Source organism: Streptomyces sp. NBC_01341, assembly GCF_035946055.1.
Taxonomy (GTDB): Bacteria; Actinomycetota; Actinomycetes; order Streptomycetales; family Streptomycetaceae; genus Streptomyces.
The window spans coordinates 6,586,641-6,609,021 of sequence record NZ_CP108364.1; the positions used below are offsets into that span (position 1 = coordinate 6,586,641).

The 22,381-nt window shown below is 71.2% G+C and carries 19 protein-coding genes; 15 read left to right on the top strand and 4 right to left on the bottom strand.

Going from position 1 to position 22,381, the window contains the following annotated elements:
• Window positions 1-41 precede the first annotated feature (41 nt).
• Window positions 42-1,223: a glycosyltransferase gene (locus OG206_RS29075; protein WP_327121278.1), complete on the bottom strand. Its 1,182-nt coding sequence runs from the start codon at window positions 1,221-1,223 to the stop codon at window positions 42-44.
• 58 nt (window positions 1,224-1,281) lie between these two features.
• Between OG206_RS29075 and OG206_RS29080 the strand changes: the two genes are divergently transcribed.
• From OG206_RS29080 to OG206_RS29130, 11 genes are all read left to right on the top strand, one after another.
• Window positions 1,282-2,073: a glutamate racemase gene (locus OG206_RS29080; protein WP_327121280.1), complete on the top strand. Its 792-nt coding sequence runs from the start codon at window positions 1,282-1,284 to the stop codon at window positions 2,071-2,073.
• Window positions 2,074-2,142: 69 nt separating this feature from the next.
• Window positions 2,143-2,805 carry a hypothetical protein gene (locus OG206_RS29085; RefSeq protein WP_442805911.1) on the top strand — a complete coding sequence of 221 codons (663 nt, stop codon included), beginning with the start codon at window positions 2,143-2,145 and terminating at the stop codon, window positions 2,803-2,805.
• A 50-nt stretch (window positions 2,806-2,855) separates the two neighbouring features.
• A complete protein-coding gene (gene lnt, locus OG206_RS29090; RefSeq protein ID WP_327121282.1) occupies window positions 2,856-4,487 on the top strand; it encodes an apolipoprotein N-acyltransferase in 1,632 nt (543 codons plus the stop codon).
• Between the two features lie 9 nt (window positions 4,488-4,496).
• On the top strand, window positions 4,497-4,976 hold the full coding sequence (locus OG206_RS29095; protein ID WP_327121284.1) for an NUDIX hydrolase: 480 nt from the start codon (window positions 4,497-4,499) through the stop codon (window positions 4,974-4,976).
• Between the two features lie 657 nt (window positions 4,977-5,633).
• Window positions 5,634-6,479, top strand: coding sequence for an STAS domain-containing protein (locus OG206_RS29100; protein ID WP_327121286.1), 846 nt, complete (start codon window positions 5,634-5,636; stop codon window positions 6,477-6,479).
• Window positions 6,476-6,853 carry an STAS domain-containing protein gene (locus tag OG206_RS29105; RefSeq protein WP_327121288.1) on the top strand — a complete coding sequence of 126 codons (378 nt, stop codon included), beginning with the start codon at window positions 6,476-6,478 and terminating at the stop codon, window positions 6,851-6,853. Before OG206_RS29100 ends, OG206_RS29105 begins: the two co-directional genes overlap by 4 nt.
• Window positions 6,850-7,275, top strand: a complete 426-nt coding sequence (locus tag OG206_RS29110) for an anti-sigma regulatory factor (RefSeq protein ID WP_327121290.1) — start codon at window positions 6,850-6,852, stop codon at window positions 7,273-7,275. Before OG206_RS29105 ends, OG206_RS29110 begins: the two co-directional genes overlap by 4 nt.
• A complete protein-coding gene (locus OG206_RS29115; protein ID WP_327121292.1) occupies window positions 7,263-8,462 on the top strand; it encodes an ATP-binding SpoIIE family protein phosphatase in 1,200 nt (399 codons plus the stop codon). Before OG206_RS29110 ends, OG206_RS29115 begins: the two co-directional genes overlap by 13 nt.
• Window positions 8,459-10,246: an ATP-binding response regulator gene (locus tag OG206_RS29120; RefSeq protein ID WP_442805969.1), complete on the top strand. Its 1,788-nt coding sequence runs from the start codon at window positions 8,459-8,461 to the stop codon at window positions 10,244-10,246. Before OG206_RS29115 ends, OG206_RS29120 begins: the two co-directional genes overlap by 4 nt.
• Window positions 10,243-11,910, top strand: coding sequence for a fused response regulator/phosphatase (locus tag OG206_RS29125; protein WP_327121294.1), 1,668 nt, complete (start codon window positions 10,243-10,245; stop codon window positions 11,908-11,910). The genes OG206_RS29120 and OG206_RS29125 overlap by 4 nt, the downstream gene beginning before the upstream one ends.
• Before the next feature lie 68 nt (window positions 11,911-11,978).
• Entirely contained in the window at window positions 11,979-12,332 is a 354-nt protein-coding gene (locus OG206_RS29130; RefSeq protein ID WP_327121296.1) for an STAS domain-containing protein, read from the top strand.
• Between the two features lie 140 nt (window positions 12,333-12,472).
• On the opposite strand, the gene OG206_RS29135 is transcribed toward OG206_RS29130, so the two are convergent.
• Window positions 12,473-13,861 carry an MFS transporter gene (locus tag OG206_RS29135; RefSeq protein ID WP_327121298.1) on the bottom strand — a complete coding sequence of 463 codons (1,389 nt, stop codon included), beginning with the start codon at window positions 13,859-13,861 and terminating at the stop codon, window positions 12,473-12,475.
• Between the two features lie 240 nt (window positions 13,862-14,101).
• Window positions 14,102-14,545, bottom strand: coding sequence for a subtilase-type protease inhibitor (locus tag OG206_RS29140; RefSeq protein WP_327121300.1), 444 nt, complete (start codon window positions 14,543-14,545; stop codon window positions 14,102-14,104).
• A 490-nt stretch (window positions 14,546-15,035) separates the two neighbouring features.
• Between OG206_RS29140 and OG206_RS29145 the strand changes: the two genes are divergently transcribed.
• The 3 genes from OG206_RS29145 to OG206_RS29155 are packed head-to-tail and all read left to right on the top strand — an operon-like array spanning window position 15,036 to window position 19,705.
• Window positions 15,036-16,505, top strand: a complete 1,470-nt coding sequence (locus OG206_RS29145) for an aldehyde dehydrogenase family protein (RefSeq protein ID WP_327121302.1) — start codon at window positions 15,036-15,038, stop codon at window positions 16,503-16,505.
• Window positions 16,502-18,097, top strand: coding sequence for an APC family permease (locus OG206_RS29150; protein ID WP_442805912.1), 1,596 nt, complete (start codon window positions 16,502-16,504; stop codon window positions 18,095-18,097). Before OG206_RS29145 ends, OG206_RS29150 begins: the two co-directional genes overlap by 4 nt.
• Window positions 18,098-18,133: 36 nt before the next feature.
• A complete protein-coding gene (locus OG206_RS29155; protein ID WP_327121304.1) occupies window positions 18,134-19,705 on the top strand; it encodes a GMC family oxidoreductase in 1,572 nt (523 codons plus the stop codon).
• A 193-nt stretch (window positions 19,706-19,898) separates the two neighbouring features.
• Here OG206_RS29155 and OG206_RS29160 read toward each other — a convergent pair whose 3' ends face one another.
• Complete coding sequence (locus tag OG206_RS29160) at window positions 19,899-20,939, bottom strand: NAD(P)-dependent alcohol dehydrogenase (RefSeq protein WP_327121306.1); 1,041 nt, start codon at window positions 20,937-20,939, stop codon at window positions 19,899-19,901.
• 172 nt (window positions 20,940-21,111) lie between these two features.
• Here OG206_RS29160 and OG206_RS29165 point away from each other — a divergent pair, with 172 nt between their 5' ends.
• Window positions 21,112-22,056, top strand: coding sequence for a helix-turn-helix transcriptional regulator (locus OG206_RS29165; RefSeq protein WP_327121308.1), 945 nt, complete (start codon window positions 21,112-21,114; stop codon window positions 22,054-22,056).
• Window positions 22,057-22,381: the final 325 nt, after the last annotated feature.

Genomic DNA, 22,381 nt, shown 5'->3' on the forward strand with positions numbered 1-22,381 from the left:
CACGGCGGGCGCCCGGCCCGGAGTGACTCCGCCCGCCGGGCTCAGGGTTCCGGCGCGGCCTCGGGGCGGGCGTACGTCCGCCCCTTCCAGGCCGCACCGGCCCCCCGGTAGTGCTGCACCGCGGAATCGACCGTCATCAGCAGATAGAGGACTGCGGTGAAGGGGAGCAGAGGAGCCAGCCAGAAGGACTGCCGGTAGTACCCGAGCATCGGCAGATACGTCCCGGCCATCACCACCCAGGCCGCTCCGCCCGCCACCGCCGTCACGACGTCGCGCGTCGCCAGGCCCGCGCACAGCGTGACCGGCGGCGCGACGTAGACCAGGCCCAGTCCGAGTACGGTGCCCGTCAGCAGGACCGGGCTGTGACGCAGTTGCGCGTACGCGCTGCGCGAGACCATCCGCCACAGGTCCGTCAGGTGCGGATACGGCCGCACACTGTCCACCCGCTCGGCGAGCCCCAGCCAGATCCTGCCGCCGGTCCTGCGCACCGCGCGCGCCAGTGACACGTCGTCGATCACCGCCTGGCGGATGGAGTCCGGGACACCGGCCCGCTCCGCGGCGCCGGCCCGCAACAGCACGCACCCGCCCGCCGCGGCGGCGGTGCGCGCGCCCTTCCGGTTCACCCGGCGGAAGGGATAGAGCTGTGCGAAGAAATAGACGAAGGCGGGCACGACCAGCCGCTCCCACACGCTCGTCACCCGCAGTCTGGCCATCTGCGAGACCAGGTCGAACCCGTCCGCGTCCTCGGTCCCGGCGGCGGCGACGAGTTCCCGCAGGCTGTCCGGCTCGTGGGCGATATCCGCGTCCGTCAGGAGCAGGAACTCCGGTTTACGCTGCCTGGCCAGCGCCATCCCGTGCCGCAGGGCCCAGAGTTTTCCGGTCCAGCCCTGCTCCGGTTCACCGGGCGTCACCACGGTGAGCGGCAGTCCTCCGCACCGTGCGGACAGCGCACGCGCCAGCTCACCCGTGCCGTCCTCGCTGCAGTCGTCGACCAGGATGATCTCCGCGTCCCCCGGGTAGTCCTGGGCGAGCAGCGAGGTGAGGCTGACCGGCAGGACCTCGGCCTCGTCCCTCGCGGGCACCACCACGGCCACCGAAGGCCAGCGCGCAGGGTCCTTTCGGGCGGGGAGCCGCTGGTCGGTCCGCCAGAAGAAGCCCTGGCCCAGTAGCAGCCAGACCCACACGGTCAGTGAACCCACGGCGATCCAGGCAACGGCGCTCATCCGTCGAAGTGTGCCCCACTCCCGCGGTGCCGCAAGGGCTGTCGACTATGGTGACCGGGTGAAGATCGCACTCATGGACTCGGGAATCGGCCTGCTCGCGGCAGCGGCCGCGGTACGCCGACTGCGGCCGGACGCCGATCTGGTGCTGTCCTCCGACCCCGGCTCCATGCCCTGGGGGCCCCGTACGCCCGAGGACGTGACCCTGCGCGCGCTCGCCGTGGCGCAAGCGGCCGCGGCCCACGGTCCGGACGCCCTGATCGTCGCCTGCAACACCGCCTCGGTCCACGCCCTTCCGGCGCTCCGTGCCGAGCTGGAACCGGGACTCCCGGTCATCGGCACGGTGCCGGCGATCAAGCCCGCCGCCGCGGGCGGCGGCCCGTTCGCCATCTGGGCCACACCCGCGACCACCGGGAGCCCCTACCAGCGCGGACTGATCAACGACTTCGCCCGGGCGGTGGACGTGACCGAGGTGCCCTGCCCGGGTCTCGCCGACGCGGTGGAGCACGCCGACGAGGAGTCCATCGACCGGGCGGTCGCGGCAGCCGCCGCACTGACCCCGGCCGACGTGACCGACGTCGTCCTCGGCTGCACCCACTACGAGCTGGTGGCCGACCGCATCCGCGCCGCCGTGGAGCGCAACCGGCCCGGACGTGCCCCGCTCGTCCTGCACGGCTCCGCCGAGGCTGTGGCCGCGCAGGCACTGCGCCGGATCGGGGCGGCGCCCGCTCCGTCGGCCGTACCGGCCGGAACCCTCACCGTCCTCCTCGCGGGACACGCCGCGGGGCTGCCCGAACCCGCTCTGGCCTACGCCGAGGGCCTGCTGCTCAAGGCCGTCAGCCCCGCGGTGTGACGGATTCGACGCTCCGGAGGGCTCGCGCGGCCTCTCCCCGGCGTGCGGATCCTGGGTACGCTGACCGGCATGACGGACCACCCCGCCAACGCGAGGCACGGTTCCAGCCAGGCCCCGACCATGGTCTGGACGGGACGAGCCACCAACCGCTTCCAGTGGCTGCTGGCGGCCGTGGGCGCCGGATGCCTGGCGCTCGGCGTCCAGCTCGCCGTCGGCTCGGCCTGGGGCGCCGGATTCGCGCCCCTGCTCATGTCCGTCATCGGATGTGTCCTCGCCGGGCTGCTGATCCTCTTCGGGACCCTCGCCTTCGTCCACGTGGCCGTCAAGGTCGACGGCGACGCGCTGGAAGTGCGCTGCGGGCACGCAGGACTCCCCAGGCGCCGGATCCTGCTCACCCATGTGGTGGGCGCCGACTTCGCACCCAAGGTCACCCCGCGTCAGTGGGGCGGCTGGGGTTACCGCTGGCGTCCCGAGCAGGGCACCGCCGTGGTCGTGCGCCGGGGGGAGGCGCTGGTGCTCCGGCTGGGTGACGGCAGGACCTTCACCGTCACCGTCGACAACGCGGAGGCAGCCGTGCGCTTCATCCGCGACCGGCTGCACCTCGGGTCCACCAGCAGGGTCACCGGCCGTTCGCGGCTTCTGAGCCCGGCCCGGGAAACGCGTGCGGTCCGGCTGCGGCCACCGGCCCCCGGCCCCCGCCCGGGGGAGCCCGGTCACCGCCCCGGAACCTGACAGCCGGAGTGGCTGCCGCCCGTACGGCCGTCCACCGTAGACTCCGCCGGGTGAGCGCCACCATCACCACCGCCGAACCGCCGCCCGCCCCCGTGTCCCGCAGCAGGAGGCTGTGGCCGCGGCTCGTCCGGCCGGCCGCTGCCGTGCTGTCCGGTGCGCTGCTCTACGCGAGCTTCCCGCCGCGGCCCCTCTGGTGGCTGGTACTGCCCGGCTTCGCCCTGCTGGGATGGGTCCTGACCGCGCGCAGACCGCGCGCCGCGTTCGGACTCGGTCTCCTCACGGGACTGGGCTTCATGCTGCCCCTTCTGCACTGGACGGGTGAGGAGGTCGGCCCCGTCCCGTGGCTCGCGCTCGCGTTCGCCGAGGCGCTGTTCATCGCCGCCGGCTGCGTGGGGATCAGCGCGGTCTCCCGGCTGCCCTGCGCCCCGGTGTGGGGAGCCGCCGTCTGGACCCTGGACGAGGCGCTCCGGGCGCGGGTCCCGTTCGGGGGCTTCCCCTGGGGCAAGATCGCCTTCGGCCAGGCCGACGGCGCGTTCCTGCCGCTCGCCGCTCTGGGCGGCACCCCCCTGCTGTCCTTCGCCGTCGTGCTGTGCGGCTTCGGGCTGCTCGATGCCGCCCGCCAGGTACGCCGGTACCGTGCCACCGGCACCGTGCCCCGCGCCGCGGTGGTGGCCGCGGCGGCCGCCGTCGCGGCTCCTGTCGCCGCCGCGCTCGCCACGCTCCCGCTCGTAAACGACTCGCCCGAGGACGGCACGGCCACGGTCGCCGCGATCCAGGGCAACGTGCCGAGACTGGGGCTCGACTTCAACGCGCAGCGCCGTGCGGTCCTCGACAACCACGCCGCCCGGACGGAGCAGCTCGCCCGCGACGTGAAGGCGGGCAAGGTGCCGCAGCCCGACCTCGTCCTCTGGCCCGAGAACTCCTCCGACCTCGACCCGTACCGCAACCCCGACGCCCGCCAGGTCATCGACGATGCCGTACGGGCCATCGGCGCCCCCACGGTCGTCGGCACGGTCGTCACGCCGGACACCGGTCCGCTCCGCAACACCCTGATCCAGTGGGACCCGAAAAGCGGTCCCGTCGCCACCTACGACAAGCGGCACATCCAGCCGTTCGGCGAGTACATGCCGATGCGGTCCTTCGTGCGCCTCTTCAGCAAGGACGTCGACCGGGTGCAGCGGGACTTCGGCCCCGGCACGAAGGTCGGGGTGTTCGACCTGGCGGGCACCAAGGTGGGGCTCGTGACCTGCTACGAGGCCGCGTTCGACGACGCCGTGCGGGACACCGTCGAGCACGGTGGCCGGCTCATCGCCGTACCGAGCAACAACGCGACCTTCGGACGCAGCGAGATGACCTACCAGCAGCTCGCGATGAGCCAGGTTCGGGCGGTCGAGCACGGCCGGTCCGTCGTCGTGCCGGTCACCAGTGGCGTGAGCGCCGTGATCCGGCCGGACGGCACCATCGTGAAGAAGACGAAGATGTTCACCCCGGACGCCCTGGTCGACGAGGTGCCCCTGCGTTCCTCGCTCACACCGGCCACCCGGATGGGGACACTCCCGGAGGGCGTCCTCGCGCTCCTCGCCGTCGCCGGCCTCGGCTGGGCCGTGGTCCGCTCCGTGCGCACGAGGACGGCCCGGAAGGACGCCCCGGCCGGCCGGGAGAACGCGGGAGCGGCCACGTAGGCTCGCTCCATGGCTACTCCAGACTTCATCCGTGACATCCGTGCGACCGCAGGCCACCAACTGCTCCTGCTGCCCGGAGTCACCGCCGTCGTCTTCGACGACGACGGCAGGGTGCTGCTCGGCCGGCGGTCCGACACGGGCAACTGGTCGGTCGTCGGCGGAATCTGCGAGCCCGGCGAGGAGCCCGCGGCGACGGCGGAGCGCGAGGTGTACGAGGAGACGGCCGTGCGCTGCGTCGCGGAACGGGTGGTGCTCACCCAGGCCCTCAAGCCCGTGCAGTACGCCAACGGCGACCGCTGCCAGTACCTCGACGTCACCTTCCGCTGCCGTGCCGTCGGAGGAGAGGCGCGCGTGAACGACGACGAGTCGCTCGAAGTCGCCTGGTTCGACGTGGACGCGCTGCCGCCGCTGAACGAGTTCTCGCTGTTCCGTATCAAGCAGTCCCTGACGGACGGCCCCACCTGGTTCGAGCCGACCCCCGCGGCCTGACACGGCGTCGACGGGCCGGCACAGGGCATGACAGTGACACGGGCGGCGGTGTCCCGGTGACCTCCCCAGGTCCATGGGACGACCGCTTTCCGTGTTGCCGTCAGGAGCTCACGCGCCCTCGTGCGACCGTGGAGCCGTCTCACCCGGAAACACCGCCGCAAACCTGACGGGCCGCAGGAATATCGCCGGGCCGAGCCCGGGGCCCCGCCGTCACGGATTCCCCCTACGCCGCCCATGCCCCGCGATGCGAGCGCCGGCTCCGGAAACGCGCGGCCGAAAATCCCCCGCGAGTGGGGTGTGAAGTACCTGTGAAGGGGCACGCGGTGCCCATGCTTCCCGTCGCGCTCGTACTCCTCCTCGGCCTGGTTCTCCTCTGCGCCGGGTTCGCGCTCGAAGAGATGTGATGAACCGAGGCCTCCGTGCGGGCCGTATCGCCGCCCCGTGTGCCGTCCGGCCTGCCGCCCCGTCGAGGACTGCCTGGTCGGCGCGCGCACCCGAGGTGCCGACGGCCGTTCCTCCGGCGGCCGGAAGCCCCTGGCGCACAGGGTGTGAGAACAGCGACTGTCGCTGCGGGCGACATGCCGCCAGGGGCGCCGGAACGATGGCATACGCTGCGCGGGAACTGTGATGACGGGTATGAGAGAAGGGGTCACTTCGGTGGCAGACCAAGAGATATCGACCCGCCTGGTGGGGCTGCTCACGGAGCAGCGGGAGACGCTCGGCGCCGCGTGGGTGCAGACCGTTTCGCGGACCCTGCGCGGACGCATCTCCGTGGCGGAGCTGGACCGCGAGCTGCGCGAGCTGTACTCGGCGCTGGTGGACGGCCTCAGGGAGGGCGGATTCGACTGGCAGGGCGAGAAGTACGCCGAAGTCCGCGCGCTCCTCGGTGAACTTTCGCGGAACCGCGCGCGGCAGGGCTTCTCGCCGACCGAGACCGCGATCAGTGTGCTCGCCTGCAAGGAGCTCCTCGAACCGTCGGGCGAGACGTCGGCCGACGACATCCACGCCTACCTCCGGCTGAGCCGTCTCATGGACGCGCTCGGGCTGTACACGCTCGAGGTGTACGCGAAGACGCGTGAGGAGATCATCAGCGCCCAGGCCGAGCAGCTGATGGAACTGTCCACCCCCGTGGTGAAGTTGTGGGAGGGCGTCGTCGCCGTCCCCCTGGTCGGCACCCTCGACTCGGCACGTACCCAGGTCGTCATGGAGAAGCTCCTCCAGACCCTCGTCGACACCGGATCCGATCAGGCGATCATCGACATCACCGGTGTCCCCGCCGTCGACACCGAGGTCGCCCAGCACCTGCTCAAGACCGTCGTCGCGGCGCGGCTGATGGGCGCCGAGTGCACGATCTCGGGCATTCGCCCCCAGATCGCCCAGACGATCGTGGCGCTGGGCATCCAGTTCGGCGACATTGTCACCAAGGCGACGCTCGCGGACGCCCTCAAGCACGCCCTGCGCCGCGACAGCGTCGAACTCGGCCGGGTCGGAGGACGAGCGTGACCGAGCGAGTCCCCGTGCTGAAGATCGGCGACGTCCTGCTGGTCTCCATCCAGGTCGACCTCGAGGACCAGACCGTCCTCGACCTGCAGGACGACCTCGCGGCACGGATCGTGACGACCGGGGCGACCGGCGTGGTCATCGACATCACCGCGGTGGAGATCGTCGACTCGTTCGTCGGACGCATGCTCGCCACCACGGCCGCCATCTCCCACATGCTGGACGCCGAGACCGTCGTCGTCGGCATGCGCCCCGCCGTCGCCATCACGCTCGTCGAACTGGGGCTCTCGCTCGGCGGCGTGCGCACGGCTCTCACCCTGGAGAAGGGGCTCGACATGCTGGCCCGGCCCGACAGCCGCCCTCCGGCGAAGCCGTGAGCGGGTCCCGGCCCGTCCCGGACGCCGATCACGAGACCGTCACCATCGCGACGAACGACGACGTGGTGCGGGCCCGTCAGCTGGTGCGCACCCTCGCCCAGCGGTGCAGGCTCTCGCTGGTCGACCAGACGAAGCTGGTCACGGCGGCGAGTGAACTCGCGCGCAACACCCTGGTCTACGGAGGCGGCGGCGTCATGCGCACCGGTCTCGTCCGTCAGGACAGCCGGGTGGGCGTCACGGCCGTCTTCGAGGACACCGGTCCCGGCATCCCCGACCTGGACCTGGCCCTGACCGACGGCTGGACGTCGGGCGGAGGTCTCGGCCTGGGCCTCAGCGGAGCCCGGCGCCTGGTGGACGACTTCTCGCTCGACACGGAGGTCGGCCGGGGCACGCAGGTTGCGGTGACCAAATGGGCTCGCTGACGCCGCCCCTGCTCGAATCCGAGGACGTCGCGTGGTTCCGTGACGACGAGTCGCTCCCGGCGTCGACGCGCGGAGCCGCGGCGGCGCTCGCCAGGCGCCTCGGTTTCGACGAGCAGCGTTGTGCGGAGGTGTCCCTCGCGGTGAGTGAGGCGGCCACCAACCTGCGCAAGCACGCCGTCGACGGTGCGCTGTTGCTCCGGATAGTGCGGACGGAACAGGACGCCGGGCTCGAGATCGTCACGACGGACGAGGGCCCCGGCATGCCGGACGTCGCCCGGTGTCTCGTGGACGGTACGTCCTCGACGGGCACGCTGGGGATCGGTCTCGGGGCGATCGCCCGCCTGGCCGACACCTTTGACGTCCATTCACTGCCCGGGCGGGGCACCGTGCTGTCCGCCCGGTTCTGGACGAAGGACGCCGCCCGGCGTTCGGCCGCGCTGGGAGAGCCGGTCGTCGCGGGACTCACCCGGCCCATCACCGGCGAGGTGGTGTGCGGGGACATCTGGGCCGCGCGTACGGTCGGCCGGCGTACGCCGGATCAGGCGGACGAGGCCATCCGCCGGGTGGGGAGCCGGCCCGCCGAGCCGCTCGGGTGGGCGGCGCTCACCGGATTCCGGCCGGCGCCGGACCGGCCCCGGCAAGTGAGGGAAGCGCCGGAGCCGACGGGGCACGCCGAGGGGCCCGCGCTGCTTCTGATGTTCTGCGACGGACTCGGACACGGCCCACTCGCACGCCGCGCCTCTGAGGCGGCCGCGACCGCGTTCCGTGAGAGCCGGACCGACGACCCCGCGGGCGTGATCACCGAGATCCACAAGGCCCTGCGCGGCAGCCGCGGCGGAGCGGTCGCCGTGGTGCGCATCGAACCGCTCACGAAGAGCCTGCTCTTCTGCGGCGTGGGCAACGTGAGCACGTTCGTCGTCGACTCGGAGACCGACAGCAGGCGATCGCTCCTCTCCGCGCCCGGGATCGTGGGACACCAGCTTCCGAACCTCCGGGCCGTACGCCAGGAACTCCCGCGCCACGGCGGGGTGGTCATGCATTCGGACGGGCTCACAGAACGCTGGCAGCCGGCGTCGCTGCCGGGTTTCCTGGAGCATTCCCCACTGGTGGCGGCCGCCCAGCTGCTGCGGGAGGCAGGCATACGCCGCGACGACGCGGGCGTCGCCGTAGTGAAAGGACCATGGTGACTCCGACCGCGGCAGACGGCACCACGCATCTGGTGACGATCGCCATCGCCACCGAACAGGACGTCTTCGCGCTGCGCCGCACAGGCAAGGCCGCGGCGCAGGCGCTGGGGGCCGAACGACAGGACCAGACGCGTCTGGCGACCGCCCTGAGCGAACTCGGCCGCGACCTGCTCGGCTCGTCCGCCCTCCGGGTCGCCCTGAGCGCGGTACCCGGAACTCCGCCCGCGCTGCGCGCCTCCCTCCTCTGGGGGGACGGTCCCGGTCCCGGCGACGAGTCGTTGCGCGCGGCCTCCCGACTGGTCCAGGTGCATCACGAGGCCGGAACCCGGACGCTGCTGGTCGAGCAGCAGCTCGCCGTCGGCGTCCTGACCGCCGACAGCGTGCGGCAGGCCCGGGACCTGCTCACGCAGCACACGGGCAGCAGCGTCCTCGAGGACGCCCGGGCACAGACCAGCGACCTGATTGCCGCCCTGGAGGAGTCACGAGCCCAGCGCGAGGAGCTCAGCCGACTGAACGACGAGCTGGAGGAGACCAATCGGGGCGTGGTCGCCCTCTACTCGGAATTGTCCGAGGAACTGGAGGAGACCAACCGGGGCGTGGTCGCCCTCTACGCGGAACTGGACGAGAAGTCGCACCAGCTGAGGCAGGCCAGCGAGGCCAAGACGCGGTTCTGGGCGAACGTGAGCCACGAACTGCGCACACCCGTCAACTCGGTGGTGGGCCTGGCCAGACTGCTGCTCGACCCTGATTCCGGTGGACTGGACGACGAACAGCGCAGGCAGGTCTCCCTGATCTCCGCCTCCGGTGCCACGCTGCTCGCCCTCGTCGACGAACTCCTGGACGTCGCGAAGGCCGAGTCCGGACGACTCGAACCCCACGTCGCGCCGGTCGATCTCCGGGCCGTGCTCGGCCAACTGCGCGGGACGCTGAAGGGCTACGGCACGCAGGGGGAGGTGAAACTGTCGGTCGCCACGTCGGAACTGCCGCTGCTCACCGACGAGGTGATGCTCACCCGGATCCTGCGCAACCTCCTGTCCAACGCGCTCAAGTTCACGGAGCAGGGGGCCGTGGGACTCGAAGTGGACGCTGACGGCGGGCCCGGAGGTGACCATGTGGTCTTCACGGTGACGGACACGGGTGTGGGCATCCCCGAGGACGAGCAGCAGCAGATCTTCGAGGAGTTCTACCAGGTACGCGGCCCCCACCAGCGCGGGCGCCCCGGCACGGGCCTCGGGCTGCCCTACGCGCGAAGGCTCACCGAACTCCTCGGCGGGACCCTGGAGCTCACGAGCCGGCCGGGATCCGGAACACAGGTCACGGTGCGGCTGCCCGCCGACCGGGCCGCCGGGAACGCCGGTGCCGCCGGCACCCCCGGCCGCCCCGCACTCGATGTGCTGGTCACCGTGGACGACGACGAGGTGTTCAGGAGCACGGTCCGTCCCGTCCTGGCCCAACTGGCCGGCCGGCTGATCGAGGTCGGGGAGGGCGGCCTCGCGAGCGCCACCGTACGGACCGAGCGGCCGGACGCGGTTCTCCTGGATCTGCACATGCCGGACATGGATGGCTACGCGGTCCTGTCCGAGCTCGCCGACGACCCCGGACTGTGCGGCATACCCGTCGTGGTCGTCACCTCGGCACCTGCCGAGTCGCTGGACAACGAGAGACTGACACACGCGCGAGCCGTCCTCGACAAGTCGACGCTCTCTCTGGCGCAACTCGCCTCCGCCTTCGGGGACGAGCCGCCGGAGGCCCCGTACACAGCCGGAGAGGACGGCAGGCAGTGAGTCACCACTCCCACCCGGACAGCGCCGTCGCGACCGTCATGGTGCTCGACGACAACGACACGAAGCGCTACATCGTGTCCAGCTGGCTGCGCCGTGCCGGGCACACGGTGGTGGAGGCCGCCGACGGCGCCGAGGGCCTCGCCCAGCTCGCGAGAGCCTCCGACGCCGATCTTCCGGAACTCGCCGTCGTGGACGTGCGGCTTCCGGACATGAGCGGATTCGAGGTGTGCGAGCAGATCAAGGCGGACCCGCGCACCGCCTCACTGCCCGTCATCCACGTGTCCGCGACGGCGATCGAGGTGAGTGACCGCGCACAGGGGCTGCACCGCGGCGCGGACGCGTATCTGACCGAGCCGATCGCTCCGGACGAACTGCTCGCCACCGTCACGGCCGCGTTGCGCTACGCCCGCGCCCGACGGCGTGCCGAGCGGCTCGCCACGCGTGTCGCCGCGTTGAACAGCAGCACCCTCGCCGTGTACGGAGCGCGGGACGGCGAGGCCTTCACCACCGCCGCCGCCGCTGGGGCGGCCGCCCTGATGGGCTCACCTGCCGTGGCCGTGTCCCTGAGTCCCGACAACCGCACCCTCCATCTCGCCGCGGCTCCGCGAAGCGGGTCCGGGCGGGGCGTGGGGCCCGGGAGCCCGGACCAGGCCGCCGTACCCGTCTGGCAGGCGGACCTGCGCGTCCTGGACCTCCTCTGCGAAACGGCTCTCGGGGACGGCACGGGGACGGACACCGTGCTCCTGTCGGGCGAGCAGTGGAAGGCGCTGATCTCACGGGATCCCTCCGGCCGCGCCGACGTGTTCCCCGGCCGGGTCGGGCTGATCCTCGCCCGGACGAAGCAGGGACGTCCGCCGGTCGCCCTCGCCGTGGACGCGACGACGCTCGGGGGCGCCGACGACGGCGAGCTCCTGTCGCAGCTGGCCCAGGCGTGCGCGCTGGGCCTGGAGGCGCTCCGCAGCCAGAGCGAGGAGCACGCCCTCGTGCTCACCCTCCAGCGCACGTTCCTGCCGGACCGCCTTCCCGAGGTGCGCGGCGTGGACATGGCCGTACGGTACGAGCCCGCGGCCGACCACACCGAGATCGGCGGCGACTTCTACGAGGCCATCCAGACGTCCGACGGCCTGCTGCTCGCCATCGGCGACGTCGCCGGGCACTCCCTCCAGGCCGCCATGATCATGGGCGAGGTGCGCCACGGACTGCGCGCCTACGCCATCGAGGGGCACGATCCCCGGACCCTGCTCGACCGCCTGGACGCACTGCTGGTGCGGCTGCGCCCGTCGATCACCGTCACCGTGTGCCTCGTCCTGGTCGAGCCGGGCGGCCGCCGGATCCACGTCGCCAACGCTGGACACATACCGCCGCTGCTGAGGTGCACCGACGGCTCCACGCGTTACCTGACGGAGCACGGCCCGCTGCTCGGCCTCCAGTTGCCGCATCCGCCCGCCACGTGCCACGACGTGCCGGAAGGTTCCACACTCCTGCTGCTGACGGACGGACTCATCGAGGTACCCGGCGAGGACCTCGACGACAGTATGGAAGCCCTGAGCGAGACCCTCCGCGGTGCGCCACAGGCACTCGAGGAGCTGTGCGACGTCCTGCTCGACACCTTCGGAAAGGGAAAGACCGATGACATCGCGCTGTTGGCGGCCCGGCTCCTCTGACGTCCGGCGCATTCCGGCCGGCGTCCACCGTACCCATGGCATCCGCCCGTTCTCACGGAGCATCGGCGATGCCTGAGCACGCGCTGGTGCTCACGGTGGATCACGGACATCCCGGTGCCGTCGTCCTGCGGCTCACCGGAGCGCTCGACCACCTCACCGCCGACCGCTTCCGACGGGCCGTCGAGGAGATCCCCCCACGTGCGGGGGTGCCCCTGGTCCTCGACATGTCACTGCTCGTGTTCTGCGACTCGGTGGGCATCACCGAACTGGTCCTCGCCCACCGCAGGGCCCTGGCCGCAGGAACGTCCCTGCGACTCGTCGGGGTGGGCAGGGAACTCGGCCACCTCCTCGAACTCACCGGCGTCGACCGGGTGCTGACCACGAGGGAAGGGCCGTACGGGGCACCTGGCTCCGGCGGGTGAGTGCGGGGCGTCCGAGTGGGGGCCGACGTGACGGCTGCCGCGTCGGGAGGGGTACGCGCCGCAAGCGCCCCGAGGCCCGTCCCTTCCCGCGGGGCGGGTGACGGAGACGGGCCTCGGATCCGCCCCCTCGGGGGCTGGGGTCAGACCGTTCGGGCGTCGGCGGGCAGGTCCTCGGCGACGGCGGCCTGCTGGCCGACCCCCGGCTCGATGTCCGCGAGGTCCCTGCTCCTGGTCTCCTTGGCGCAGACGATCGCCAGCACCGTGATCAGCGCGGCGGCGATGACGTACAGGGAGATCGGGGTCGAGGTGCCGAAGTCGGCGAGCAGCGCCGTGGCGATGAGCGGGGCAGGGGCCCCTGCCGCGACCGACGAGAACTGGGCGCCGATCGACGCCCCCGAGTAACGCATCCGGGTCGCGAACATCTCCGCGAAGAACGCCGCCTGGGGCGCGTACATCGCGCCGTGGAAGATCAGACCGACCGTGACGGCGAGCAGCAGACTCCCGAAGCTCCGGCTGTCGATCAGTGCGAAGAACGGGAACATCCAGAGCGCCACACCGATGGCACCGATCAGGTAGACCGGCCTGCGCCCGATGCGGTCCGACAGCGCTCCCCACAACGGGATCACGGCGAAGTGCACGGCGGAGGCGACGAGTACGGCGTTGAGTGCCGTCTGCTTGCTCAGGTCCACGGCTGTCGTGGCGTACACGAGGATGAACGCGGTGATCACGTAGTAGCTGATGTTCTCGGCCATCCGCGCGCCCATCGCGATGATCACGTCGCGCCAGTGATGCCGCAGCACGGCGACGAGTGGCATCTTCTCCGCGGGCTCCGCGGCGGCCTTGCGCCGCTCGGCCTGGACCAGGGCCGCCTTGAAGACGGGCGATTCGTCGACGGAGAGGCGGATCCACAGGCCGAGGATCACGAGCACCCCCGAGAGCAGGAACGGGATGCGCCAGCCCCAGGACTCGAACGCCGAATCCGACATGAGGGCCGTGAGCGCGGAGAGCACACCGGTGGCGAGCAGCTGTCCCGCAGGCGCTCCCGTCTGGGGCCACGAGGCCCAGAAGCCCCGCCGCTTCGCGTCGCCGTGCTCCGAGACGAGCAGGACCGCGCCGCCCCACTCGCCGCCGAGAGCGAAGCCCTGCACGAGGCGCAGGACGGTCAGCAGGACCGGTGCGGCGGATCCGATGGTGGCGTGGGTGGGCAGGAGGCCGATGGCGAAGGTGGCGCCGCCCATCATCAGCAGGCTCAGGACCAGGAGCTTCTTGCGCCCCAGCCGGTCTCCGTAGTGTCCGAAGACCAGGGCGCCGATCGGGCGCGCGGCGAAGCCCACCGCGTAGGTGAGGAAGGAGAGCAGGGTGCCGACGAGCGGGTCGGAGCCGGGGAAGAACAGCTTGTTGAAGACCAGCGCGGCGGCCGATCCGTAGAGGAAGAAGTCGTACCACTCCACCGTCGTCCCGACGAGGCTCGCGGCGACGATGCGGCGGAGGTTGGACGGCGGCGGGGGAGCGGTTGCTGGGGCGGCCATGGACACCACTTCCGGACAGTTGGCGGGGACGTTTCCGTGTCGCCATACCGTAGGAAGGTGCAGGTCAGGGGCGTATGTGGTGGGACACCATAGTTCGGTCGACCGGTGTGCGGGTGACCGCTACGGCTGCCGGCGGAGCGTGCCGGACGCCACGACGGCCCCGGCGTCGGCCCGTGAGCAGTCCGCTCCCCGGTGCGACGGCCGCCCGTCGCACCGGGAAGCGTTCACCGGACGCGCCGGTCAGAACGAGAAGACCGAGCCCTCGGCCAGGCTCGCCCGCATCTCGCACTCGTTGCCGAAGGTGGCGGACCAGGAGACGTTGCGGCCCTGCCACACTCCGGTCGCACTGAGGACGAGGGGGTCCCACTGGCGCGTGCAGTTGCCCTGCGACTGCGGCCTGGTCAGCTGCGCGAACTCCCCCTCGACGGCGCGCAGCTCCGAACAGGCGGCGCCCGGCGCGGGGTGCGTGCCGCCGGGGCGCGGTGCGCAGCTCAGCGTGACCGCCCGCTGGACGGTGACCGACGCGGCGTCCGCCTTGCCGACGGAGAGGACGAGGGCCGACGGGGCGTAGAGGCCGGCGGAGCGGGCGGGGCCGGCCTCGGCCACGCCCACGGCTGCGGTGCCGCCCATGGCGAGTGTGGAAGCCGTGATGATGACGCCGACCCTGCCGAGATTGTGACGCATTGGTGAAACTCCTTCACTTGGGGGCGTGATTGCGGTCGGGAGTCTTGCGCCTGCGGGCAGTGAGCGCACATCGATCAGTGTTTTCCGGCCCGGTCGGCGTGGGACGAGCCGACCGAATGGCCGTTCGGCCAGCTCGGACGCGGTGCGCCGACCGGGTGGCGCGTGTCCGACATGTGGACGAGTTGCAGTGGTACAACCCAGAACTACCGCCTGACCTGCGGTGATGCTCCCTTGGTTCCCACGCGAGAATCGTGTCTTCGGCCGGAAAGCGGCGCTTCGAGGCCGCCCACCGCTCCCCGAGGTGGGCAGGGTCGTCGCTCCGGTGTGAGCGTCACAGGCCGCGTGGCAGGCCGGGTGGGCCAGGGGCAGCGCGGAGAGTCGCTCGCCGCGCGGCTCCACCGTCCGGCGCTTACTTTGGGTGGCGAGCTCGGCACGTTCGGCTTCGGCCTCCACCCACCCGTGCGAGCCCGGACCGAGCCCGGAGGGAACCATGCCTGAGCTGTTCATCGGTGGCCGATGGAGCGCCGCCGTCGAGGGCGGGACGCGGGAGATCCGCTGCCCGGCCGACGGCGAACTGGTCGCCGCCGTCGACGAGGCGGGACCGCGGGACGCCGTCGCGGCGGTGGCCGCCGCGCGCGAGGCGTTCGACGGGGGGCCCTGGCCGCGCACACCGGTCGCGGAGCGCGGCCGGCTCCTGCTGCGCGTCGCCGACCTGCTGGAACGGGACAAGGACGCGTTCGCCAGAGCCGAGACCCTGGACACGGGGAAGCGGCTCGTGGAGAGCGAGTACGACATGGACGACATCGCGAACTGCTTCCGCTACTTCGGCAACCTCGCTGCCGCCGGCGGCACCGACCGCGTCGTGGACACGGGCGATCCCGGCATCGACAGCCGGGTGGTGCACGAACCGGTGGGCGTGTGCTCACTGATCACGCCCTGGAACTACCCGCTGCTGCAGACGGCCTGGAAGGTGGCCCCCGCGCTCGCCGCGGGCAACACCTTCGTCCTCAAGCCCAGCGAACTGACCCCGCACACCGCGATCCTCCTGATGAAGGCGCTCACCGAGGCCGGACTGCCGTCCGGGGCCGCGAACCTCGTGCTCGGATCCGGAGCGGCCGTGGGGGAGCCCCTGACCTCGGACCCGCGGGTGGACATGGTCTCCTTCACCGGCGGCCTGGCCACCGGACGGCTCATCATGGCGGCCGCCGCGCCCACCGTGAAGAAGATCGCCCTGGAGCTGGGCGGCAAGAACCCCAACATCGTCTTCGCCGACGCCGAGTTCGACACCGCGGTCGACTACGCGTTGATGGCCGTCTTCCTGCACGCCGGTCAGGTCTGCTCGGCCGGTGCCCGGCTCCTCGTGCAGGACGAGCTGCACGACGCCTTCGTCGACGAACTCGTACGCCGCGCCCGCGACATCCGGCTCGGCGGACCCTTCGACGAGCAGTCGCGCAGCGGGCCCCTGATCTCGGCCGCCCACCGCGACAAGGTGGAGACCTATGTGGCCGCCGGTCTCGCGGAGGGCGCCGTGCTGCGCTGCGGAGGCGCCCGCCCGGACGACCCGGCCCTGCAGCGGGGCTTCTACTACCTGCCGACCGTCCTCGACGAGTGCACCCCGGACATGTCCGTCGTGAGGGACGAGTCCTTCGGCCCCGTCCTCACCGTCGAGCGGTTCAGGGAGGAGGCCGAGGCCGTCGCCCTGGCCAACGACACCGTCTACGGGCTGGCGGGAGCCGTCTGGACGCAGGACGGCGAGCGCGCCCACCGGGTGGCCGCGGGGCTGCGCGCGGGCACGATCTGGATCAACGACTTCCACCCGTACGTGCCGCAGGCCGAATGGGGCGGCATGAAGCAGTCCGGCGTGGGCCGTGAGCTGGGCCCGGCCGGGCTCGCGGAGTACCAGGAGGCCAAGCACATCTGGCGCAACACCGCAGCCCGTCCGCAGAGGTGGTTCGAATGAGCCCGTCCGGCCCCACGAGCCCCGAGCCGACGGGCATGCCGCCGCCCGGTACCCGGGCCGACGGTACACACGACGACGACTCACTCGCCGAACTCGGTTACAAGCCCGAACTCAAGCGGACCCTGGGCAACTTCCACACGTTCGCCGCGGGCATCAGCTACATCTCGATCCTGACCGGCACCTTCCAGCTGTTCTACTTCGGCGTGAGTTTCGGAGGGCCCGCCTACTGGTGGTCCTGGCCCATGGTGTTCGTGGGACAGCTGATGGTCGCCCTGTGCTTCTGCGAGCTCGCGGCCCGGTATCCCGTGGCCGGCTCGATCTACAACTGGGCCAAGAGCATGGGTGGTCCGCACATCGGCTGGCTCGGCGGGTGGATGATGATGACCGCCACCATGGTCTCGCTGTCCGCCGTGGCCCTCGCCTACCAGATCACGCTGCCGCAGATCGACGGCTGGTTCCAGTTCGTCGGTGACGGCAGCGGCAAGAACGACGCGGCGAAGAACGCGGTGCTCCTGGGCACGGTACTGATCCTGTTCTCCACGCTGATCAACGCGTTCGGCGTCAAGCTGATGGCGCGGATCAACTCCGCCGGCGTGTTCATCGAGCTGATCGCCGCCGTCGCACTGATCATCTTCCTGGCCGCGCACATCACCCGCGGCCCCAGCAGCGTCCTGACGGACACGTACGGGCTCGGAGAGGGGCGGACCCTCGGCTACTTCGGCGCGTTCCTCACCGCGTCGCTCGCGTCCGCCTACGTGATGTACGGCTTCGACACGGCGTCCTCGCTCGGCGAGGAGTCGCACCACCCGAGCCGGAACGCACCACGTGCGATCCTGCGGGCCCTCATCGCCTCGTTCCTCATCGGCGGTCTGATTCTGCTTTTCGCGCTGCTCGCCGTCCCCGACCTGGCCGCGAAGGAGCTGTCGACGGGGGGTCTGCAGTACGTCGTCCTGCAGACGCTCGGCTCGACCATCGGCGAGATCTTCCTCTGGTGCGTCGTCGTCGCGATCACGGTCTGCGTGCTCGCCGTGCAAGCTGCCGGGATCCGGCTGATGTTCGCGATGGCACGGGACAACAACCTGCCCGCGGGCTCGGTACTGGCCCGGGTCAGTCCCCGCTTCAGGACACCCGTCGTGCCTGCCGTCGTGATCGGCGTGGTGGGCGTCGTCATCCTGGTGATCAACATCAACCAGCCGCAGATCTTCTCGGTGATCACCAGCATCGCCGTCATCATGATCTACGTGGCCTACCTGCTGGTCACGGCTCCCATGCTCGTCCGCAGGCTGAAGGGCCACTGGAGCTGCGCGGAGGGCAACTTCACACTGGGGCGGTTCGGGCTGCCGGTCAACCTCCTCGCCGTGCTGTGGGGAGCGGGGATGGCGCTCAACCTCGCGTGGCCGCGAGCCGAGGTCTACAACGCGACGGGGCCCCAGCACTGGTATCTGCGCTGGGGGGCGTTCGTCTTCGTCGGCATCGTCGGTCTCGGCGGCTTCGCCTACTACTGGTTCGTCCAGCGGCACAGGACCGGGGTCCTGGAGAGCCACCGGTCCGTGACGAACGACCCGGCGGAGTCCGCACCACCGTCCGCCTGACCGCTGTCCGCGTCCCCCTGATTCCTGGAGAGCCAGATGTCCGCTGAAAGCCGGCCGAGGGACGAGTTCGACTACGTGGTGGTGGGCGGGGGTACGGCCGGCGCGGTCGTCGCCGCCAGGCTGTCCGAGGATCCCTCGGTCACCGTATGCGTGCTGGAGGCAGGTCCCTCCGACGTCGGTGACCAGAACATCCTCCGGCTCGACCGCTGGATGGGGCTCCTGGAATCCGGATACGACTGGGACTACCCGGTGGAGCCCCAGGAGAACGGCAACAGCTTCATGCGGCACGCCCGGGCCAAGGTCCTCGGCGGCTGTTCGTCGCACAACTCCTGCATCGCCTTCTGGGCGCCCGCCGAGGACCTCGACGAATGGAGCGCTCGGGGGTGCGAGGGCTGGAGCGCCGCGGACTGCTTCCCCCTCTACAAGCGCCTGGAGACCAACGACGCGCCGGGCGACCACCACGGACGCGGCGGTCCGGTGACCATCCGCACGATCCCGCCGAACGACCCGTGCGGCGCGGCCCTGCTCGAGGCCTGCGCGGACGCCGGAATCCCCACCACCCCGTTCAACACCGGCACGACGGTGACCCGCGGGGCGCACTGGTTCCAGATCAACGCCCGGGCCGACGGCACCCGTTCGTCAGCGTCCGTGTCGTATCTCCACCCGGTCATCGGGCAGCGGCCCAACCTGGAGGTACGCACCGGGCTGCAGGCGAAACGCCTCGTCCTCGACGGCGGGCGGCGCTGTACCGGGGTCGAGTACCTGACACCCGACCTCATCCACTCGCGCACCGTCGGCGCGCGCCGCGAGGTCGTCGTGGCCTGCGGTTCCATCGACGGGCCGAAGCTGCTCATGCTCTCGGGGATCGGCCCGGCGGAACACCTGCGCGAGATGGGCGTGGAGGTCGAGGTCGATTCGCCGGCCGTCGGAGCCCGTCTCCAGGACCACCCCGAAGGGGTGATCATGTGGGAGGCGCGGCAGCCCATGGTCACCACCTCCACCCAGTGGTGGGAGATCGGCATCTTCGCCGACACCGAAGGCGGCCTCGACCGACCGGACCTGATGTTCCACTACGGGTCCGTGCCCTTCGACATGAACACCTACCGGCGCGGATATCCCACCTCCGAGAACGCCTTCTGCCTCACGCCCAACGTCACCCGTGCGCGCTCGACGGGCACCGTCCGCCTGCGCACCCGTGACTTCCGTGACAAGCCCCGGGTCGACCCGCGCTACTTCACCCACGAGCACGACGTGCGGGTGATGACCTACGGCCTTCGGCTCGCCCGGGACATCGTCTCGCGGGCGCCGATGGCGTCCTGGGCCGGCCGTGAGCTGGCGCCCGGGAGCGGCGCCACGACTGACGAGGAACTGCTCGACTACATCCGGAAGACCCACAACACGGTCTACCACCCCGCGGGCACGGTGCGGATGGGCGCCGTCGACGACCCCGAGGCCGTCCTCGATCCCCGGCTGCGGGTGAAGGGCGTGCGGGGCCTGAGGGTGGCCGACGCGTCCGTGATGCCCTTCCTCCCCGCGGTCAACCCCTGCATCACCACGATGATGATCGGCGAGAAGTGTGCCGACATGATCCGGGAGGACCGGGACTGACGGGGGCACCAAGTTGGACGTCGGCCGCGTCCGCGCCGCCCAGATGCGCCCGGTGGCCATCGAGGAGGAGGACGGCGCTCGCACGGACGCCGGGTGAGCGCCGGACGCCTCCCCGGTAGTGTGCGGCCGGGGAGGCGTCCGTGCTTTTCGGGGCGAGCCGGCCGTCCCGCGGCCGTGCTCACTCCCTCGACCCTCAGATCGTGGCCGTGTCGATCACGAACCGGTACCGCACATCGCTGTTCAGCACACGCTCGTACGCCTCGTTGATCTCCGAGGCGCCGATCAGTTCGATCTCCGCGCCGAACCCGTGCTCGGCGCAGAAGTCCAGCATCTCCTGGGTCTCCCGGATGCCCCCGATGCCGGAGCCGGAGAAGGACTTGCGGCCGCCGAGCAGCGAGAAGACGTTGAGGGAGACCGGCTCCTCCGGAGCGCCGACGTTCACCAGGGCACCGTCCGTCCGCAGGAGGGAGAGGTAGGCGTCGATGTCCAGCGGCGCGGACACCGTGGACAGGATGATGTCGAACGTGCCGGCCAGGTCCTCGAAGGTCTTCGGGTCACCGGTGGCGTAGTAGTGGTCGGCGCCGAGCTTCAGGCCGTCGTCCCGCTTCTTCAGGGTCTGCGAGAGCACGGTGACCTCGGCACCGAGCGCGTGCGCGATCTTGACCCCCACGTGCCCGAGGCCGCCCATGCCCACGACGGCGACCTTCTTGCCGGGGCCCGCGTTCCAGTGCTTCAGGGGGGAGTAGGTGGTGATGCCCGCGCACAGCAGCGGCGCGGCCTCGTCCAGGGCCAGGCCCTCGGGGATGCGGACGGTGTAGTTCTCGTCGACGACGATCTGGGTGGAGTAGCCCCCGTAGGTGGGGTCGCCGTTCTTGTCCACGGCGTTGTACGTGCCCGTGTTGCCGTTGAGGCAGTACTGCTCCAGGCCGGCCTTGCAGTTGTCGCACTCGCGGCAGGAGTCGACCAGACAGCCGACGCCGACGCGGTCGCCCACCGCGAACTTTGTGACGCCGGAGCCTGTCTCGGTGACGACACCGGCGATCTCGTGGCCCGGCACCATCGGGAAGATGCCCTCCTGCCAGCCGTCGCGGGCCTGGTGGATGTCCGAGTGGCAGATGCCGGAGAACTTGATGTCGATCAGGACGTCGAACTCGCCGACCGCGCGACGCTCGATGGTGGTGCGCTCCAGTGGAGCCTTCGCGGAGGGGGCGGCGTACGCCGGGACAGTGGTCATGCGGGAGTTCTCCTAAGGAGTGGTCCTGTGCCCGGCAGCCTTCGGATCCGGGCACGCGGTCAAGCCTGCCCCGGCTCGCGCACTTCACCCAGACCATGGTTCTGCGTACGACCAGTGGTCCTACTACTGGCGGGGTCAGGATGATGTGCGTACGTCCATGGATACTGGGCGGATGGACGACCAGCCCGAATCCGATCCGCGGCCCCACGGCGGCGGCGCTCCCGGTGACGGCGCGCCGCTCGCCCTCGACCGGCGCGCCGAGCTCGGCGAATTCCTCCGCAGCCGCCGCGCGCGGCTGAAGCCGGATGATGTGGGGCTGCCCGACTTCGGGCGGCACCGCCGGGTCCCCGGGCTGCGCCGTGAGGAGTTGGCCCAGCTGGCCGGTGTCTCCGTGGCGTACTACACACGCCTCGAACAGGGCAACGGCCAGAACGTCTCCGTGGAGGTCCTGGACGCGATCGCGTCCGCCCTGAGGCTGACGGACGCCGAGGGCGCGCATCTGTCGCACCTCGCGAAGCCCAGACAGCACAGGAAGAAGCCGTCTCCACGGCAGCAGCGTGTACGCGCGGCCCTGAACCAGCTGCTCGACAGCATGGACGGTGTGCCGGCGTACGTCGTCGGACGCCGTGCGGAGATCCTGGCCTGGAACCGGATGGCCGCCGCCGTCTTCGGCGACTGGTCGGAGCTGCCCGCGCAGGAGCGCAACTGGGCGCGCCTGGTGTTCCTGAAGCCCGGCTACCGCGACCTCTTCGTGGAGTGGGACCAGAAGGCGTCGGATATCGTCGCCTTCCTGCGCATGGACGCCGGCTGCCGGCCCGACGACTCCCGGCTCTCCGCCCTGGTCGGTGAGCTGTCCGTGAAGAGTCAGGACTTCCGGCGGCTGTGGGCCAGGCACGACGTCAAGGAGAAGAGCCACGGCGTCAAGCGGCTGTGCCATCCGCTGGTGGGTGAACTCTCCCTCTCGTTCGAGACGTTCACGCTTCCCGACGACGCCGAGCAGTCGATGGTCACGTATCACGCCGAGCCCGGGTCGGAGTCGGCGGAGGCGCTGCGCCTGCTCGCCAGCTGGGGTGCGGACGCGACGCGGGCCGGAACGGCCGTGCCCGGCGGTCAGTAGCGGGAGGAACGGGGGCCGGAGCGGGCGTCGGGACACGGATCGAGAATCAGCCAACCGTGCGGCGGGCGATCCGGGACGGCACGGGGTCCGGATGCCGCCTCCGGGAGCGAGGGGCCGGTTGCCCCCTTGTCCTCCGCAGCGGGAAGGGCGGCAGATCGGTGCCCCGGCCCTTTCAGCCACCGGCCCCGGCCGCAAGAGGCGCACGCGTCTCCGGTCTATACCAAACCCTTGACAGGGTCAGCGTTCATTTCTTAAATCACGGTGTGAACTAAGTGCTGTTCCCCACACCCTCCCCCCGCTCCGCAGGGGAGGCCGCGCTTTTCCG

Excerpts from the sequence above, each read along its gene's own strand:
- OG206_RS29075 (WP_327121278.1), bottom strand. The coding sequence starts at position 1,223 with ATGAGCGCCGTTGCCTGGATCGCCGTGGGTTCACTGACCGTGTGGGTC.
- OG206_RS29085 (WP_442805911.1), top strand. The coding sequence starts at position 2,143 with ATGACGGACCACCCCGCCAACGCGAGGCACGGTTCCAGCCAGGCCCCG.
- OG206_RS29095 (WP_327121284.1), top strand. The coding sequence starts at position 4,497 with ATGGCTACTCCAGACTTCATCCGTGACATCCGTGCGACCGCAGGCCAC.
- OG206_RS29115 (WP_327121292.1), top strand. The coding sequence starts at position 7,263 with ATGGGCTCGCTGACGCCGCCCCTGCTCGAATCCGAGGACGTCGCGTGG.
- OG206_RS29130 (WP_327121296.1), top strand. The coding sequence starts at position 11,979 with ATGCCTGAGCACGCGCTGGTGCTCACGGTGGATCACGGACATCCCGGT.
- OG206_RS29135 (WP_327121298.1), bottom strand. The coding sequence starts at position 13,861 with ATGGCCGCCCCAGCAACCGCTCCCCCGCCGCCGTCCAACCTCCGCCGC.
- OG206_RS29140 (WP_327121300.1), bottom strand. The coding sequence starts at position 14,545 with ATGCGTCACAATCTCGGCAGGGTCGGCGTCATCATCACGGCTTCCACA.
- OG206_RS29145 (WP_327121302.1), top strand. The coding sequence starts at position 15,036 with ATGCCTGAGCTGTTCATCGGTGGCCGATGGAGCGCCGCCGTCGAGGGC.
- OG206_RS29150 (WP_442805912.1), top strand. The coding sequence starts at position 16,502 with ATGAGCCCGTCCGGCCCCACGAGCCCCGAGCCGACGGGCATGCCGCCG.
- OG206_RS29155 (WP_327121304.1), top strand. The coding sequence starts at position 18,134 with ATGTCCGCTGAAAGCCGGCCGAGGGACGAGTTCGACTACGTGGTGGTG.
- OG206_RS29160 (WP_327121306.1), bottom strand. The coding sequence starts at position 20,939 with ATGACCACTGTCCCGGCGTACGCCGCCCCCTCCGCGAAGGCTCCACTG.
- OG206_RS29165 (WP_327121308.1), top strand. The coding sequence starts at position 21,112 with ATGGACGACCAGCCCGAATCCGATCCGCGGCCCCACGGCGGCGGCGCT.